18 protein-coding genes are annotated in these 15,826 nt (G+C 64.5%); 11 read left to right on the top strand and 7 right to left on the bottom strand.

Annotated features, from left to right (window positions below):
• Window positions 1–15 precede the first annotated feature (15 nt).
• The 4 genes from NOV72_RS02005 (at window position 16) to NOV72_RS01990 (ending at window position 1,771) form a co-directional block, all read left to right on the top strand.
• Window positions 16–381, top strand: coding sequence for a hypothetical protein (locus tag NOV72_RS02005; protein ID WP_106852887.1), 366 nt, complete (start codon window positions 16–18; stop codon window positions 379–381).
• Between the two features lie 10 nt (window positions 382–391).
• Window positions 392–664 (top strand): hypothetical protein, encoded by a 273-nt coding sequence (locus NOV72_RS02000; protein WP_106852886.1) that lies wholly within the window; start codon window positions 392–394, stop codon window positions 662–664.
• Window positions 665–940: 276 nt separating this feature from the next.
• Window positions 941–1,246, top strand: a complete 306-nt coding sequence (locus tag NOV72_RS01995; RefSeq protein ID WP_106852885.1) for a hypothetical protein — start codon at window positions 941–943, stop codon at window positions 1,244–1,246.
• Between the two features lie 192 nt (window positions 1,247–1,438).
• Complete coding sequence (locus NOV72_RS01990; RefSeq protein WP_106852884.1) at window positions 1,439–1,771, top strand: beta-xylosidase; 333 nt, start codon at window positions 1,439–1,441, stop codon at window positions 1,769–1,771.
• Between the two features lie 14 nt (window positions 1,772–1,785).
• Here the strand turns inward: NOV72_RS01990 and NOV72_RS01985 are convergent, their stop codons facing one another.
• The 3 genes from NOV72_RS01985 to NOV72_RS01975 form a co-directional block, all read right to left on the bottom strand.
• Complete coding sequence (locus NOV72_RS01985) at window positions 1,786–2,643, bottom strand: formate/nitrite transporter family protein (protein WP_106852883.1); 858 nt, start codon at window positions 2,641–2,643, stop codon at window positions 1,786–1,788.
• 83 nt (window positions 2,644–2,726) lie between these two features.
• Entirely contained in the window at window positions 2,727–3,794 is a 1,068-nt protein-coding gene (locus NOV72_RS01980; RefSeq protein WP_106852882.1) for a HoxN/HupN/NixA family nickel/cobalt transporter, read from the bottom strand.
• 101 nt (window positions 3,795–3,895) lie between these two features.
• Entirely contained in the window at window positions 3,896–5,011 is a 1,116-nt protein-coding gene (locus tag NOV72_RS01975; protein ID WP_106852881.1) for a YjgN family protein, read from the bottom strand.
• A gap of 246 nt (window positions 5,012–5,257) precedes the next feature.
• On the opposite strand from NOV72_RS01975, the gene NOV72_RS01970 reads away from it, so the two are divergent.
• From NOV72_RS01970 to NOV72_RS01940, 7 genes are all read left to right on the top strand, one after another.
• A complete protein-coding gene (locus tag NOV72_RS01970) occupies window positions 5,258–6,265 on the top strand; it encodes a fatty acid desaturase (protein ID WP_106852880.1) in 1,008 nt (335 codons plus the stop codon).
• Window positions 6,266–6,312: 47 nt separating this feature from the next.
• On the top strand, window positions 6,313–7,125 hold the full coding sequence (locus NOV72_RS01965; protein ID WP_106852879.1) for a phosphate/phosphite/phosphonate ABC transporter substrate-binding protein: 813 nt from the start codon (window positions 6,313–6,315) through the stop codon (window positions 7,123–7,125).
• A gap of 117 nt (window positions 7,126–7,242) precedes the next feature.
• Window positions 7,243–8,238, top strand: coding sequence for a luciferase-like monooxygenase (locus NOV72_RS01960; RefSeq protein ID WP_106852878.1), 996 nt, complete (start codon window positions 7,243–7,245; stop codon window positions 8,236–8,238).
• A 241-nt stretch (window positions 8,239–8,479) separates the two neighbouring features.
• Window positions 8,480–8,725 (top strand): hypothetical protein, encoded by a 246-nt coding sequence (locus tag NOV72_RS01955; protein ID WP_008353523.1) that lies wholly within the window; start codon window positions 8,480–8,482, stop codon window positions 8,723–8,725.
• Between the two features lie 366 nt (window positions 8,726–9,091).
• The gene (locus tag NOV72_RS01950; RefSeq protein ID WP_106852877.1) at window positions 9,092–9,421 is read left to right on the top strand and encodes an H-NS family nucleoid-associated regulatory protein; all 330 of its coding nucleotides are present in this window, start codon (window positions 9,092–9,094) and stop codon (window positions 9,419–9,421) included.
• A gap of 430 nt (window positions 9,422–9,851) precedes the next feature.
• On the top strand, window positions 9,852–10,256 hold the full coding sequence (locus NOV72_RS01945) for a helix-turn-helix domain-containing protein (RefSeq protein ID WP_181290796.1): 405 nt from the start codon (window positions 9,852–9,854) through the stop codon (window positions 10,254–10,256).
• 52 nt (window positions 10,257–10,308) lie between these two features.
• On the top strand, window positions 10,309–10,914 hold the full coding sequence (locus tag NOV72_RS01940; RefSeq protein ID WP_106852876.1) for a copper-binding protein: 606 nt from the start codon (window positions 10,309–10,311) through the stop codon (window positions 10,912–10,914).
• Window positions 10,915–11,192: 278 nt separating this feature from the next.
• Here the strand turns inward: NOV72_RS01940 and rhaS are convergent, their stop codons facing one another.
• The 4 genes from rhaS to NOV72_RS01920 all read right to left on the bottom strand — a co-directional run bounded on the left by rhaS (window position 11,193) and on the right by NOV72_RS01920 (window position 15,825).
• A complete protein-coding gene (gene rhaS, locus NOV72_RS01935; RefSeq protein ID WP_106852875.1) occupies window positions 11,193–12,206 on the bottom strand; it encodes a rhamnose ABC transporter substrate-binding protein in 1,014 nt (337 codons plus the stop codon).
• A gap of 67 nt (window positions 12,207–12,273) precedes the next feature.
• On the bottom strand, window positions 12,274–13,278 hold the full coding sequence (locus NOV72_RS01930; RefSeq protein WP_106852874.1) for an ABC transporter permease: 1,005 nt from the start codon (window positions 13,276–13,278) through the stop codon (window positions 12,274–12,276).
• A complete protein-coding gene (locus tag NOV72_RS01925) occupies window positions 13,271–14,311 on the bottom strand; it encodes an ABC transporter permease (protein WP_106853237.1) in 1,041 nt (346 codons plus the stop codon). Before NOV72_RS01925 ends, NOV72_RS01930 begins: the two co-directional genes overlap by 8 nt.
• Complete coding sequence (locus NOV72_RS01920) at window positions 14,311–15,825, bottom strand: sugar ABC transporter ATP-binding protein (protein WP_106852873.1); 1,515 nt, start codon at window positions 15,823–15,825, stop codon at window positions 14,311–14,313. The genes NOV72_RS01925 and NOV72_RS01920 overlap by 1 nt, the downstream gene beginning before the upstream one ends.
• Window position 15,826 lies beyond the last annotated feature (1 nt).

Genomic DNA, 15,826 nt, shown 5'->3' with positions numbered 1-15,826 from the left:
CAAACGGGAAAGACCATGAAAAAACTCGCCGCGGCGCTCGCGTTGCCTGTGCTTTTCGCCGCTTGCGCCCAGTTTCATAACGAAGACGCGGGACAGCCGGAAGTCGAAAAGTCATCGACGGAAAACAAGGTGAACGGCATCGTGCAATGCATCGCCGGCGAAGCGAAGAAGCACGACGCCCAATACAAACAGACGGCCATCCCGCAAGGCGTGATGCTCGAATTCGGCGATTCCAACGTCATCAAGGTCCGTTACGACAACGGCGAGACCACGTATCGCTTCTATCCGGGGCAGCGTCATCCGTCGAATCTGTGGATCGAGGGCGCGGGCAAGAAATGCGCGCCCGCGGACGCGACCGCCCACGACGAGCCACAGAAATAACAGGCACATCATGCGCTCGACCAAAGCCATCAGCGCCGTCGAACGGCTCAAGACGCGCAGCGGCAACACCAGTTACGCGGCCATCTCGATGCCGGGCGGCTACTTCTATCTCGCCGAGCGCTCGGCCGAAGGCTCGAAGAAACTCTCCGATCCCATGCCGATGGACGACTTCGTCGCGTTCGTCAACGCGCGCGAGCCGGCCAAGCCGCGCAAGGTGAGCAAGCTCGATCTCGCGATGGAGGAACAGATCGGCCGCAGCGGCAAGCGCACCGGCGGCGAGTAAGCCGTTCACGCGTCACCTTGGCGCGGCGCAGCATCGAAATCCCCGCCTCCCCAGCGCATGAATGTGCGATGACAGACGGAGCCAGCAGGCTTGCGTTGCGTACATTTTTGCTAACGGTCGAACTCGCCGAGACGGGCAACGATCGGTCTACCGAAGAAAAGAGCAAGGGCCACCCGCAGCGGTACAAAAATATGCGCGGGTGAACGGGGTGCCTCAACGGCGCGCGTGTCCGATGTCCGGACCCAGGCGCCGTATGGCCGAGAGGAAGACCACAAAATGAAGAAGAAGAGTGAGACCAGGGGCAGCCTGCTGCCCTCGGCGTTGGCGGACGTCGAGCTTCAACACATCGAGCGCGCACTCGCGCAACTCCGCACGATGAACAAACAGTCTTCCGGCACGCTCAACGTCGAATACTGGCGCGAGCGTCTCACCGCGGTGATGAAGGGTTACGCGCTCGTGCCCGCGCAGAAGCAGCGCATCGAAGCGCTGCGCATCGCGCTCGACTCGGTGGACAGCGGCCCGCGCGACGGCTCCGGCAGCCGAAAGAAGTCGACCAACAGGCTTTGGGCGAAAGCGGCCTGACGACCGCTTTCGCCGCTCGCGCCTCGGCGCGAATCTTTCGTTCGCGCCCGCGTCTCGTGACGAGCCGGGCGCGCAACGGCTTTCCGAATTTCCGACATTTCACGACACGCGTGCATCGTCAACGCGTCCAGCCGGCGCGCCGGGCACCGTTCATGCTCGAAAGCAATACCTTCGATCATGCCGGGAGCCGTCATGTCCACACATCGTCACGACCTCACGCGCAGTTCGCGCCGTCCCTGGGCGATGCTCGCGAACGCGATCCTCGCCAGTCTTATTGCAACGTTCAGCACGAATGGCGTCGCGCAGATCACGAACGAAGGCGGCGCCGGGCGTGAGAACAGCCGACAGTCCGATTCGACATCGCGCGCCGATCCGTCGGGCGCCGCGATGCATGAATCGCAAAAGCCGCAATCGAAGGATGCCGCGAAGGGCCGCGCCGCCACCGCCGGCAAGAATCACAAGCCCGAAGGCAGCGGCGGCTTCAACAACGGCTTGTACGGCACGGGCGCCGGCAACAACAAGTAGGCGCGCGCCCGCGTTCAGTCGTCGCTATCCCGCCGCACGCCCGTGATTTCCGGTGCGATCGCCGCATGATTGACGATCGCGACGAGCGACACCCCGCCGATCACGTTGCCGATGAACGTCGGCACGAGGAACACGAAAAAATAGTCCGGAATGCTGCCCGCGCCGATCATCACCGCGTACGCCGCTTCGACCGATCCCGCGATCACGTGCGTGAGCTTGCTCACCGCGACGGTGTAGGTCACGAGCAGGATCGTCAGCAGACGCGCCGAGCGCGCGCTCGGCAGCAGCCACACCATCAACGCGATGAGCCAGCCGGAGAACACGCCGCGCACGACGGTCACGCCGAAATCGGCGGAAAACGGCGTCATCGCGACTTCCGCGAGCGCCTCGGTCACTTCCGGCGAAAATACGCCGCGAATTTGCAGGATCGCGGCGAAGATCGTCGTGCCGACGAGATTGAAGAACAGCACGATCGCCCAGACACGCAGCGCCTTGAACAAGGTCGCCAGATCGCGGCGCGTGAGCACGGGCAGCACCGCCGTCAGCGTGCTTTCCGTGAAGAGCTGCTGACGTCCGAGAATCACGAAGACGAAGCCGATCGTATATCCCAAGCTCGATACGAGCCCGCTCCAGGCCGCCTTCGGCAGCGCGCTTTCGAGGATCGACTGGACGAGAAAGGAGAAGCCCATCGACAGCCCTGCGGCGAGCGCCGACGCCATCAGCGCGACGAAGGTGCGCTCCATCGCGACTTCGCCTTCCTCGCGCACGATTTCGTGGATGACGAGCGGATGCGGCGCGGAATGCTCGGCGGCCTGCTCCTGCTCGGCGCTATCGAGGTGCGGTGAATCCGCGCCGGCTTGCGGGTCGTTCATGATCGTTCTCCCTGAACGCCGCTCGATACGGAAAGTGGATGAGCGGCTGGCGCATCCACGAAGCAGGAAGAGTGCCCATGACCCTAGCGGGCGATGGTGGCGTCCAGAGCGTCGTATCCACGCCACTTGTAGATGAGCGCGGAAACGAGCCAGCACGCGGCGAAGATCGCGACGATGCCATAGCCCAGCATCCCGAAGTGCCCGGACAGCGACGCGCTCGCATCCCACAGTCCGCCCTTCAATTGCAGCCGGTCCGCGATCAGCCCCAACGCCTCGATGCCGCCGACGAGCACCGCGATCAGCACCGACACGAACGTGACGGTGAGGTTGTAGTAGAGCTTGCGGATCGGCTTCATGAACGCCCAGCCGTAGGCGCCCGTCATCAGCAGGCTGTCGGCGGTGTCGACGAGCGACATGCCGGCCGTGAAGAGCGCCGGAAACACGAGAATCGACCAGACCGGCATGCCGCGCGCGGCTTCGGCGGCGGCGACGCCCATCAGGCCGATTTCGGTGGCCGTGTCGAAACCGAGCCCGAACAGGAAGCCGAGCGGAACCATGTGCCAGCTCTTGCCGATCAGCCGGAAGAGCGGCCGCGCGATCCGCGCGAGCGGCCCGCCGCCGACCGCGAGCATGTCGATGTCTTCGCCGCTGCACGATTCGCCGCGCCGCACGCGCCTGAAAGCGCGCCACACGCCGCGCAGCACGACGAGGTTCATCGCCGCGATGAGAAACAGAAACAGCGACGACACCGCCGTGCCGATAATCCCGCCGATCTCGCGAAACTCGGCGAAGCGGCCCTGCACGGCCATCGCGGTCGCGGCGATCAGCGCGGTGGCGGCGACGACGATCGTCGAATGCCCGAGCGAGAAGAAGAAGCCGACGAAGAGCGGCCGCTTGCCTTCGTGCATCAGCTTGCGCGTGACGTTGTCGATGGCGGCGATGTGGTCGGCATCGACCGCATGGCGCAGCCCGAGCGAATACGCGAGCAGCGACGTGCCGAGCAGCAGCGGATAGTGACGGAACGCGACGAGCGCCCAGAGCCACGCGAGCACATTGAACGCGATCAGGCCGGCGATGAGCCGCGCGGACTTGCGCGGCCGTTTTCGATGCGTCGGACTCGACGCGGAAGCGGGCTCGAAGGGTTCGGTCATCTGCGCGCGCGGGCGGTATCGAAGGGATCAAGGATACCGTGCCTGCGCGCTGCGCCAATATTGAGCGCCGCGATACGGAGGAACGCGGCTACGACGCTCGATCAGATCATGCCGCCGGGTTCCAGCACGCTCAGCATGCCTTCGCCCGTTTCGGGTTTGGGCAGCGTGCTTTGATGGAGCGAATCCAGATCGATCTTGCCCGTCACGACCAGGTTATCCGCCGTGAAGCGCAAGCTGCGTTGCAACGCGAGCGGAAAGCCGAAACCCAACGTGCAAATGATGAGCAACAAATTGCCGAGAATCAGCTTCATCAGGCTAGCCGTTGTGACACGGCTGCCGAATTGGAGCAGCCCGCCGAAGCTCGTGTTGTTGACGACGTGCCGCGTGACCGTCGCGAGGTAATGGCAAGCGATCAGCCATGCGCCGAGAAGGTACACGATGTAAGCCGCGCACAGGTGGAGCACAAAGCTCGGCGTGAGCCCGGATTCGCGAAGCGGCACCGCCTGAGCGGACAGTTCCTGAATCTGGTCGAACGTCGGCTTCAGCATCAAGAAGTACAAGGCGATCATCAGCACGACACTGCCGACCAGCGACAGCAGGAACGAACCGTAGATCTTGCTCGCCTTCCCCTCGAAGTGAAAAGACCGGTCGCCGAAACTCGCCGAGTTGATGCGCCGCTCCGCGAGACGCATCGACATCCACGGAATGAGTTGATAGAGCGAAAACACACACAACACGCTGTAGAGCAGCACCTTGACGCCATAGCTGAAAGCGGAGCCCGTCATGCCGCCGTGAATCCCGCGCCACGACGTGCGGCTCAGACGATAACGTTCCGCGCTGTAGAAAGCGCCCGCGGCCCAGATCGCGAGCAGGCACGACACCGCGATCGTGGGCAAGGCGCCGAGCAGCTTGCTGCCCGTCGCGGCCTGTAGCACGACCCCCACGACGACCGCCCCCCCGATTGCGCCGATCACCGCTGCGAGCGCGATCACGAAGCCCTTGAACAGTTCGCCGCCCGTGCCGGTGTAGGTGAACCGTTCTCCCTGAAACCGCATATGCGACCAGACGTAACGGCGCAAATTGGACGTGCCCCAGAACCGATAAATACCGAACGTGAGCAGTGTGAGCAGCAGGTTCTTGAAGAAGATGGCGAAGAGTTCGCCGGTTTCGCCGTCATAGTCGAGCAGACGGCGGGTCTGGTCTTGCGTGTTATTCATGTTGGCTTCGATGTTTGTGTTGATGCGCTGACTCGTCGGCCGGTCGTGCCTGACCGGACCATCAAATACCGAGGAGCCCTAAGATATAGCACGGTCGGACTATTCGACGCGGTCAAGATTTGCAAAAGTCCGTACCACGCGAGGGTGCGTGCTTTGCGCCAGCCGCGAATTCCTTAGCCGGATTCCTTCGTTGGGACGAAGCGGGCGCGCCGCTACGATGGCGCTTCGCCTTCATCGAAGTCCGCCATGCCCCGCTATCTCGACGACGCCCAACGCCAGGAACTCCAGCGCCAACGCAAAACCCTGCGCTGGCGCAGCGAATGGCCGACGTGGACAGTTATCGTCGCGATCTACGGCGGCTGGTTCGGCGTCGCGCTCAGCGCCCGCACGATCGGCATCGTGCCCGCCGTCGCGCTGCTCGCGCTGTTGTCGTGCTGGTACATGTCGCTGCAACACGAACTGATGCACGGGCATCCGACGCGCTGGCCGCTCGTCAACATGCTCTTCGGCGTTGCGCCGCTCGCGGTGTGGTTTCCGTACGAGGTGTATCGGGAATCGCATCTGCGTCATCACGACGACACGCATCTGACCGAACCCGGCCGCGATCCCGAAAGCTATTACGTGAGCCCTGAACAGTGGGCGAACGCGGGCCCGGTGCTGCGCGCCGCGCTCGCCGCGCGCAATACCTTCGCGGGCCGCATGCTGATCGGGCCGTGGTTCTCGATCGCGGCATCGTGGCGCGAGGCGGCGCAGGCGGTCGTCGAACGGCGCGGGCGCATCGTCGCGAGCTGGGCCGCGCATCTCGCATCGCTCGTGCTGCTCGCAAGCTGGCTCGACACGCGATGCGGCATTCCGTGGCGCGCGTTCGTGTTCGGCGTCGGTTATGCGTCGGTGGCGCTGGCCTCGGTGCGCTCGTTTCAGGAACATCGCGCGGCGGAGGCGGAAAGAGAACGGACGGTCGTCAACGAAGCCGCGTGGCCGTGGCGTCTGCTCTTTCTCAACAACAACTTTCACGCCGTGCATCACGATCTGCCCGGCGTGCCGTGGTTCGCACTCGGCGAAATCTATTCGCGCCGCCGCGACGCCTATTGCGCGAGCAACGGCGGCTTCGTCGTGCGCGGATACGGCGAATGGGCGCGCCGCCACGCGTTCGCACAGGCGGCGGAACCGGTGCATCCGTTCGTCGCGCGGCAATCGCCGGCCGGCCGACGCCGCCACGCGCGCAGCGGCGACACCGCCAGCCTCGCGAGCTGACGCGCCGCGCTGTACGATTCGACATCGTCATTCGTTATCCGCTCGCGATGCAATGGCTCGCCGCCCTGCCGATGTACAACGTCTCGCCCGCGCTCGCCACTGACTGGCGCACGCTGCTCGCTCACGTCGGCGAGCGTCTCGCGGACTGGCTGAGCGCGCGCGGCGATACGCTCGAAATCGTCGATCCCGGTCCCGATCTCACCGCCTTCTGGCTGCGCGACGAGGTGTTGCTCTCGCAGACCTGCGGCTATCCGCTCGTGCATACGCTTGCGAATCGCGTGCGGCTCGTCGGTGCGCCCGACTTCGACGTGCCCGGATGCGAGAACGGCGCCTATCGCAGCGTGATCGTCGCGGGCGGGCATGTCGCGGCGCAATCCATCGAAGATTGCCGCGGCCTGCGCGCCGCCTATAACGACGACGATTCCAACAGCGGCATGAACCTGTTCCGGCACGCCGTCGCACGATTCGCGCACGGCGGACGGTTCTTCGCCTCCGTGACGAAAACCGGCGCGCATCTCGCCTCGCTGCGCGCGCTCGCCGAGCGGCGCGCGGATGTCGCCGCGATCGACTGCGTCACGTTCGCGTTCGCACAGTCGCATCTGCCGGAACTGACGGCCGGCGTGCGCGTGCTCGGCGTGACGGCCAGCGCCGGCGCGCTGCCGTTCATCGCGTCGATGCGCGTGCCGCACGATTCCATCGACATCGTTTTTCAGGCGCTCGCCGGTGCGCTCGACCAGGATCGCGCGCTCGCCTCCCGGCTCAGGCTCAAAGGCGTCGTACGGCGCACGCAAGCGGATTACGCGCCGATTCTCGACTACGAACGCGACGCCATCGAACGCGGCTATCCGCGGCTCGCTTGAGCGGAACGCGCCTGCCCGATCCGGCAGGTTTTCCGGAGTTTCGGCACAATCGGTTTTTTCAGCGCGTGTCCCGCGGTCTCGATGTTTCGCGATCCGCCACGTTTTCGGAAAGCCGCAATGATCCCCTTCTCGCTACTCGACCTTTCTCCGGTTCCGCTCGGCTCGACGCCCGCCGACGCCTTCGCCCATTCCCTCGATCTCGCCCGGCACGCCGAGCGCTGGGGCTATCTGCGCTACTGGCTCGCCGAGCATCACAACATGACGGGCATCGCCAGCGCGGCGACCGCCGTGGTGATCGGGCATATCGCGGCGGGCACCAAAACGATTCGCGTCGGCTCGGGCGGCGTCATGCTGCCGAATCACGCGCCGCTCGTGATCGCCGAGCAGTTCGGCACGCTCGCGTCGCTGTTTCCGGGACGCATCGACCTCGGGCTCGGACGCGCGCCCGGCACCGACCAGACCACGGCGCGCGCGTTGCGCCGCGATATGCACGGCAGCGCCGAATCGTTCCCGGACGATGTCGTCGAATTGCAACGCTATTTCGCCGATCCGGTCGAAGGCCAGCGCGTGCGCGCCGTGCCCGGCGCCGGGCTGCATGTGCCGATCTGGCTGCTCGGCTCCTCGCTCTTCTCGGCGCAACTCGCGGCCGCGCTGGGGCTGCCGTTCGCGTTCGCATCGCATTTCGCGCCGGATTATCTGCTGACCGCGCTCGAGGTCTATCGCAAGCAATTCCGCCCGTCCGCGACGCTGCAAAAGCCCTACGCGATGGTCGGCGTCAACGTCTTCGCCGCCGATACCGCCGAGGAAGCGCGCTTTCACTTCACGTCGCTGCAGCAGCAGTTCATCAATCTGCGCCGCGGCACGCCCGGCCAGTTGCCGCCGCCGGTCGAATCGATCGTGTGGAGCGAGGCCGAACGCGCGGGCGTCGAGCAGGCGCTCGCGTGCTCCGTCGTCGGCGCACCCGCCGATGTCGAAGCCGGCCTGCGCTCGGTGATCGACCAGACGCAGGCCGACGAGCTCATCATCACCGCGCAGATTTTCGATCATCGGGCGCGCCTGCGCTCGTTCGAGCTCGCGCGCGAGGCGCGGGACGCGATCGGCAAAAGCGCTTGAACGCAAGCGTCGCCTGAACAAAATAAGGGGTCACACGATTCCGGCGCGCCTCCCGCTGGACGCGCGCACTTTTGGCAGGCAATAATGAGATACCGGAGGACGGCGCAGGCCGCGCCGTCTTTCGCGTCCGCCTCGTTCGTCAATCTGAATCCCAATGTAGCGCGCCCGATTTTCGTGCACGCCGGTGGATGACGCGGTGAAACAACAACAACGACGTCGCAAGACGGGAGGAAGAATGTCGATGCCGAGAAGCGCCGCCACCGGCGCCATGACGCTCCTGACGGAATATGACGATGCCAGCGGACAGGAAGTGCGTTCGCTGCGCCTCGAACCCGCGGCGGATGGCAAAGCCGTACTGCTGATTGAAATCGACGAGCGCAAACCCGGCATTCACCGCGAAGTGCGTTATGAAATAACGCCTGCGGAGCTGATTGCCGCCATTCGCGCGCATGGTGCGGAATTACCGGGGGAACAACACAGTCGTTAAAACGTTTTAATAGTCGCCGCAAGCAGCATACAATAGAGACGAGCGAGGTTTCGGCGCCGTGTTGCATGGCGGCGCGGGCTTCGCCATCGGTTCGTGGCTCCCCGACGTGACTTTCCGCGCACATTCGATTCGCGCGTCCGTCACGGCGATGTCCGGGGCAGGCGAACGTTCGCATTCGGTGCAATGCCCGCATTAAAGGCAAAGTCACCGGGCGAGTTAATCGAAGTGCGGTAAATACACTAATTGACGCGAGGCAAGCGCTGCGTCACGCTTCATAAAACACTTATATTCGAGTCTTCGAACCGCCCCGGTCCGCGCGGGGTTTCGGTTCGTCTTCTGAAAATCAAAAGTTGAATCAGGAAAGCCGTGGACGAAAGAAAGCGAGACAGCATCATTGCGTATTTGCGCAGCCGAATGGCTGAGTTCGGGATAACGGAAAGAGCGTTGGCTGAAGCATTGGCCGAAGCGCCGGTGGTGCCCCCACCGCCCTCCTTCACCAAGACCAACGGGGCTCATGGCGCGCCCAAGGCAAAGCGGCCGATGCCGCAATTGCCTTTGTTTCCGCATTCGGCGGATGGCGCCGGGCCGATATTCCGAAACGCGAATGGCGATACGTGGGACGGCCTCGGCGATATGCCCGAGTGGCTCAAGCGCGCGGTTCACGCCGGTCAGGACATCGAGTTCTATCGCGTTTGACGCCTGGCCGATCATCCGACACGCGTTGAAACGGACGCGCGCGGCATTGCACGCCGCGTCGCGCGTCGTCGGTTGCGTGTTCGTTGCTCATCGGCAGTCTTCATAGGCAATTCGCCGGAATTTATCAAGCCCAAAAAATTTTCGCCGATGGTTGCCCGTCGAGCCTGAAAACGTTTATTGGTACTTCTCTGTAAGCCGGCTCAGATATATGAGCCGCGCATCGTCCAACGTCAAGCACCCGATCAAGTCCCGCCGTCTCCATTCGACAAGGGGGCAAGCATGAATGCGCACGGACGCCGCAACGTTGCACCCATTGCCCGAGTGCATCGGCGGGCACAAGGACGAGCATCAGAGGCGGCTTCGCCGGGCGCGGCCGTGCGTGACGTCGCGGGCGATCGCACGTAATCCGAACGATCGAGCGGCGCGCGCCATGCTCTCCCGTCCCGACACCCTGCCGAGCGTCGTGCGACGCATGACGGCCGGGCGCATGCTGCTCGATGGCGCGTCGGTCGAGGCGGTGGCCGAGCAGTTGCACCTTTCGGTGCAGACGGTGCGGCGCTACAAGGCCATCGTCGCCGAAGGCGGTCTCGACGCGCTCGCGAAAATGGGCGTCGGCGGGCGTGCGTCGGTGCTGGATCGCGAGGCGCTCGACTGGATCGCCGCCGCGCTGCGAGGACCGGCGCGCGAGCATGGCTTCGCGAGCGACACGTGGACCAATGCGCGGCTGCGCGAGCTGATCGAGCGGCGCTACGGCGTGCGTTATTCGCGCGTCTATATCTGGCAGATCGCCACGAATCTCGGGCTGGGACATTTGTTGTCGAAGTCGCGCCGCTGAGGGCGGCTTTGCGGCGATCGACGGGAAATCAACTGAGGCAAGGAGACTACGCATGATTCGTTCGTCAAACCCATGGCCGCATCGCTCCGTTACGCTGTTCGCGACCTGCGCGGCCCTCGCTTTAGCGGGGATCGGCAGTTCATCGGCTCAGGATGCGGCCTCGGCTCCGGTGGCACGCGGCGCGGCGGCGATTGCGCAAATTCAGGCGCGCGTGGTCGGCATCGATCCCGTCACCAACAGCGTGTCGCTGCAAGGCCCGGCCGGCCGCGTCGTGGAAGTGGCGGTCGATCCCGCAATCGGCGATGTCAAGAAGTTGCAGTTGGGCGATGTCGTGAACATCGAATATCGCGCCGCGGTGCTCGTTCGCGCGACGAAGGTGAAGTCCGATGGCATACGTCAGCGCATCGATACCGAAGCGACGATCCCGGCGTCGGGCGGCGTGATGGCGCAGGCGCGCACCGTGGAGGTGATCGGGACGATCGAGCGCATCGATACGGCGAAGCGGCGCGTGACCCTGCGCGGGCCGAGCCGCACGGTGACGCTCGATGTCGCGCCGGATTTGTCGCTTGCAGGGCTGAAGAAGGGAGACGCGGTGCATGCGCAGTTCGAATCGGCGACGGCGGTGCAGGTTTTGAGAGGCGGGCAGGCGGTTAAGTGAGCCATGGCCTGGACTGTCCTGCCACGGTTGTTTACCAGCGCGTGCCGTGGTAGTCACGCGTTCACTCCGTGGCTTGCGTGCTTGTCTCGCTCATGCCGTGATTCTCAAAGCTAAAAAAAGCCCCGCACAATGCGGGGCAAATATCCAAAGGGCGTTGCCGGATAGCCCCAACCCTCTGACCGCAAAGCCGATTTCCGCACGCACTCACAACACAGCGGCCTCAAGAAAACAAAACGCCCCGAAGGGCGTTTCGTCATCCGCCCGGCTTCCCGTTGACTCTAAAAATTAAAGTTATCGATATTTGCCGCATCGAACGTCGTCGGCGGCCCGAGAATCACTTCGCCGCTCTTGCCCACGGTCCGCTTGCCGAGCTTGCCCGCATCGAACGAATCGCCTTCCTTGCCGGTGATCGTCCCCGATGCGAGATTGGCCGCCGCGAACGCCGCGAGATAACCCAACTGGCCCGGATCCCACAACTGGAACGCCTTGACCGTGCCGTTCTTCACGAACGCGCGCATCTGATTGGGCGTGCCCAGTCCCGTCACGACGACCTTGCCCTTCGACGGCGAACTCGAGATATAGCGCGCCGCCGCCGCGATCCCGACGGATGTCGGCGCGACGATGCCCTTCAGATTCGGATACGCCTGCAGCAAGCCCTGCGTCTCGACGAACGACTTCTGATCGTCGTCGTTGCCGTAGGCGATCTTCACGAGCTTCATCTTCGAATACTCGGGCTTCTTCAGTTCCTCCTGCATCCACTTGATCCACGTGTTCTGATTCGTCGCGTTGGGCGTTGCCGAGAGAATCGCGAATTCGCCCTCGCCGCCGATCAGCTTCGACAGCAACTGAATCTGCCCGCGCCCGATCGCTTCCGATTCGGCCTGATTCACGAAGATCTGGCGTCCGTCCGGCGCGGTATCGGAGTCGAAGGTCACGACCTTGATGCCTTGCGCCATCGCCTTCTTCAGATACGGCACGACCGCGTTCGCATCGTTCGCCGCGATCACGATCGCGTTCTGCCGCTGCGTGATGAGCGTGTTGATATAACTCACCTGCGACGACGCGCCCGCATCCGACGGCCCGACCACCTTGCCATCGCCCTTCATCTCCTTGATGGCGGCCATGCCGCCGTCGTCGGCGATCACTTCGTACGGGTTGTTGATCTGCTTCGGCAAAAAGGCGATCTTCAGACCGCTCTTGATGTCGGCGGCGCTCGCCGTCAGCGCGACGGTCGCGGCCAGCAACGCCGCCGCCAGCGCCGGGCCGCGCGGGAATCGAATGGGCTTTTTCATGTCGTAAAGTCTCCTGTCATTGCGCATGGCTGCGCTGGTTATCAACCTCAACGGACAACGTACTCGATCAAAGCGCCTGCGTCATCAGACGTTTCTCGCGCGCAGCCCGCCAGCGCGCGACGAGATTCGGTATCAACACCGACGAGAGCAGCAGCGCGCCCGTCACGATCGTGAGCGTTTCGCTCGATACATCCGCGAGCGTCAACGCATTGCGCAACACGCCGATGATCACGAGCGACAGCAGCACGCCGATCATCGAGCCGCGTCCGCCGAAAATGCTCACGCCGCCGAACAGCACCGCCGCGATCACCGAAAGCTCGAAGCCCTCGCCGTTGTCGCCGCGCGCGCTTGTGAAGCGCAACGTGTAGACGATGCCCGCGAGCGCCGCCACCGCGCCCGACATCATGAAGAGCTTGAGCTTCGTCTTCGCGACGTCGATGCCCGAGAACTGCGCGGCCGTCGGATTCGCGCCGATCGCGAAGAGGCTGCGGCCGAAAGGCGTCGCCTGCAGCAAGATCGTGAAGACGATCGCGCCCGCGATGACCAGGACGAACGGCATCGGCAGGAAGGTGCCGCCGACCGTATCGATGCCGAACGCCGTGTACGACGCCGGAAAATCCGCGATCGCCTGATCGCCGAGCAGCACGTACGCGAGACCTCGAAACAATGCGAGCGTGCCGATCGTCACGGCAAGCGACGGCAGATTGAAGCGCACGATCACGAGGCCGTTGAAGAGGCCCGCGAGCGTGCCGAAGAGGAGCACGAGCACGATGACGAGCGGCATCGGCAAGCCCATGTGCCACAGCACGCCCATCAGCGCGCTGGATGCGCCCAGCACCGACGCCACCGACAGATCGATCTCCGCCGCCACGATGATGAGCGTCATCGGCAGCGCGATCAGCGCGATCTCGGTGAAATCGGCAAGCATGTTCGAGACGTTCGCCGCCGACAAAAAGAGCGGCGACAGCACGCGCCCCGCGACGAGCGAGACGACGAGCACGATCGCGAGCATCGCTTCCCATTGCAGATGGCGGCGCTTCGTCGTGGACAGAGCGGAATCGGGTTTAGCCATGATCGCGTTTCCTCATCATGCGGCGCGCGACCGAACGCGCGAGCAAGGTATCGAGCGCGATCGCCGCGACGATCAGCGCGCCTTGAATCGCCTGCTGCCAGAACGGCGACACGCGCAACACCACGAGCGCAATGTTGATGACGCCGAGCACGAGCGCGCCGAGCGTCGCGCCCGCGATCGTCCCGACGCCGCCCGTGATCGCGACGCTGCCCACCACCGCCGCCGCGACCACTTGCAGTTCGATGCCCTTCGCCGTGCTGGCATCGACGGTGCCGAAGCGCGCGAGCCACAACACGCCGGCCAGGCCCGCAATCGCGCCGGAAAGCAGGAAGCCGATCATCACGCGGCGGTCCACGCGAATGCCCGCGAGCCGCGCGGCCTCGGGATTCGAGCCGATCGCGTAGTGCTCGCGCCCGCCGCGATACTGCTTCAGATACACCGAAAGCGCGATCAGCACCACGAGCGCGATCAGCACGAGATTCGGCACGCCGAGCAGCGCGCCCGTCGCGATGGACGCGAACGCATCGGGCAGGCTCGTCGCGTTGATCTGGCCGCCGTGGACCCACGCGTAATCCGCGCCGCGCACGATGTAGAGCGTGGAAAGCGTCGCGACGAGCGACGGCACGCGCCCGAACGTGACGAGCGCGCCGTTGACCGCGCCGATCGCAAGCCCGATGCCGATGCCCGCGAACATCGCGACGATCACCGGCATGTGCGGGAACATCACGAACAGACTGCCGACCGCATACGCCGATACGCCCACCACCGACGCAACCGACAGATCGATATGCCGCATCAGCATCACGATCGTCATGCCTGCGGTAAGCAAGCCGATGATCGACACGTTGAGCAGCACGTCGCGCAGATTCTGCAGATTGAGGAAGTCGGGCTTGACGGCGGCCGTCGCGCCGATCAGTACGAGCAGCACGATGAAGAGCGTCAGTTCACGGCTCTTCGCGATCGAGACCGCGAGGCTTTCGCGTTTCGTTTCGGACGGCGGCATCGCGGGTAGCGTCGGAGAGTGTCGTGTCATCATGCTGCGCGTCCTAACGAATTCGGCGTGGCGCCGAGCGCCGCGCTCATCACGCGTTCCTCATTCGCATCGGCGCGAGCGATATCCGCGCTGATGCGGCCTTCGTGCATCACGAGCACGCGATCGGCCATGCCGAGCACTTCGGGCAATTCGCTCGATATCATCAGCACGGCCATCCCTTCTTTCACGAGTTCCGCCAGCGTGCGATACACCTCCGCTTTCGCGCCGACGTCGATGCCGCGTGTCGGCTCGTCGATGATGAGCACCTTCGGATTCGTCGCGAGCCATTTGCCGAGCACGACCTTCTGCTGATTGCCGCCCGATAGCGTGCCGACGGGCGCATCGAGATCGCTGGCTTTGAGGCGCAGCCGCTTGCCCCAGTCGGAAGCCAATGTCGATTCACTGCGCGATGAAATCAGCCCGTGACGCACGAGACGCCCGAGCACGGTCAAAGACGCGTTGCGCGCGATGCTCAGCTCCAGCGCGAGCCCTTGCGCGCGGCGATCCTCCGGCACGAGCGCGAGTCCCGCGCGCACGGCCGCCGCCGGATGTCCCAGCGCGAGCTTCTTGCCCGCGATCATCACTTCGCCGCCATCGACCGGATCGATGCCGAAGATCGCGCGCGCGACTTCGCTGCGCCCCGCGCCGACGAGTCCCGCGAGCGCGACGATCTCGCCCGCGCGGACATCGAAGGACACGTTTTTGAACACGCCTTCGCGCGTGAGATTGCGCACCGAAAGACGCACGTCGCCGGGCGCGACATCGGCTTTCGGATAGAACGTGTCGAGATCGCGGCCGACCATCCTGCTCACGATCGCGTCGATCGTCATGTCTTCGGTGAGCGCGTCGTGGACCTTCATGCCGTCGCGCATGATCGTCATGCGTTGCGTCAGCGCGAACACTTCGTCGAGACGATGCGTGATGAAGAGAATCGCCACGTCGCGCACGCGCAATGCGCGCACGATCGCAAAGAGCCGCTCCACTTCGGGCAGCGAGAGCGCGGCGGTCGGCTCGTCCATGATGAGCACGTTCGCATCGAGCGACAAAGCCTTCGCGATCTCGACCACCTGCTGATCCGCAATCGACAGCCCGCGCACGAGCCGTTGCGCGCGCAGATTCACGCCGAGCGACGACAGCAGCGCATCGACTTCGCGATGCATCTCGTCGTAACGAATGCGTCCGAAGCGGTCGCGCGGCTGCCGGCCCATGTAGATGTTTTCCGCGATCGAAAGATCCGCGAAGAGCGTCGGCTCCTGATAGATCACGGCGATGCCCGCGTCGCGCGCTTCGGCGGGATTGGCGAAGCGGCGCGCGACGCCTTCGACGCGCAACTCGCCCGCATCGGGCTGATACACGCCCGCGAGCAGTTTCACGAGCGTCGATTTGCCCGCGCCGTTCTCGCCGAGCAACGCGTGCACTTCGCCGGGGAAGAGTTGCAGGCTGCCGTCGCCTAGCGCGCGCACGCGGCCGAAGGACTTGCTTGCATGCGTCAGTTCGAGACGTGGCGTCGTCATG

It is taken from the genome of Caballeronia novacaledonica, assembly GCF_900258035.1.
GTDB classification, from domain to species: domain Bacteria; phylum Pseudomonadota; class Gammaproteobacteria; order Burkholderiales; family Burkholderiaceae; genus Caballeronia; species Caballeronia novacaledonica.
Note: the sequence above shows the minus strand (reverse complement) of the source record. Positions and strands in the feature narration are given on the sequence as shown.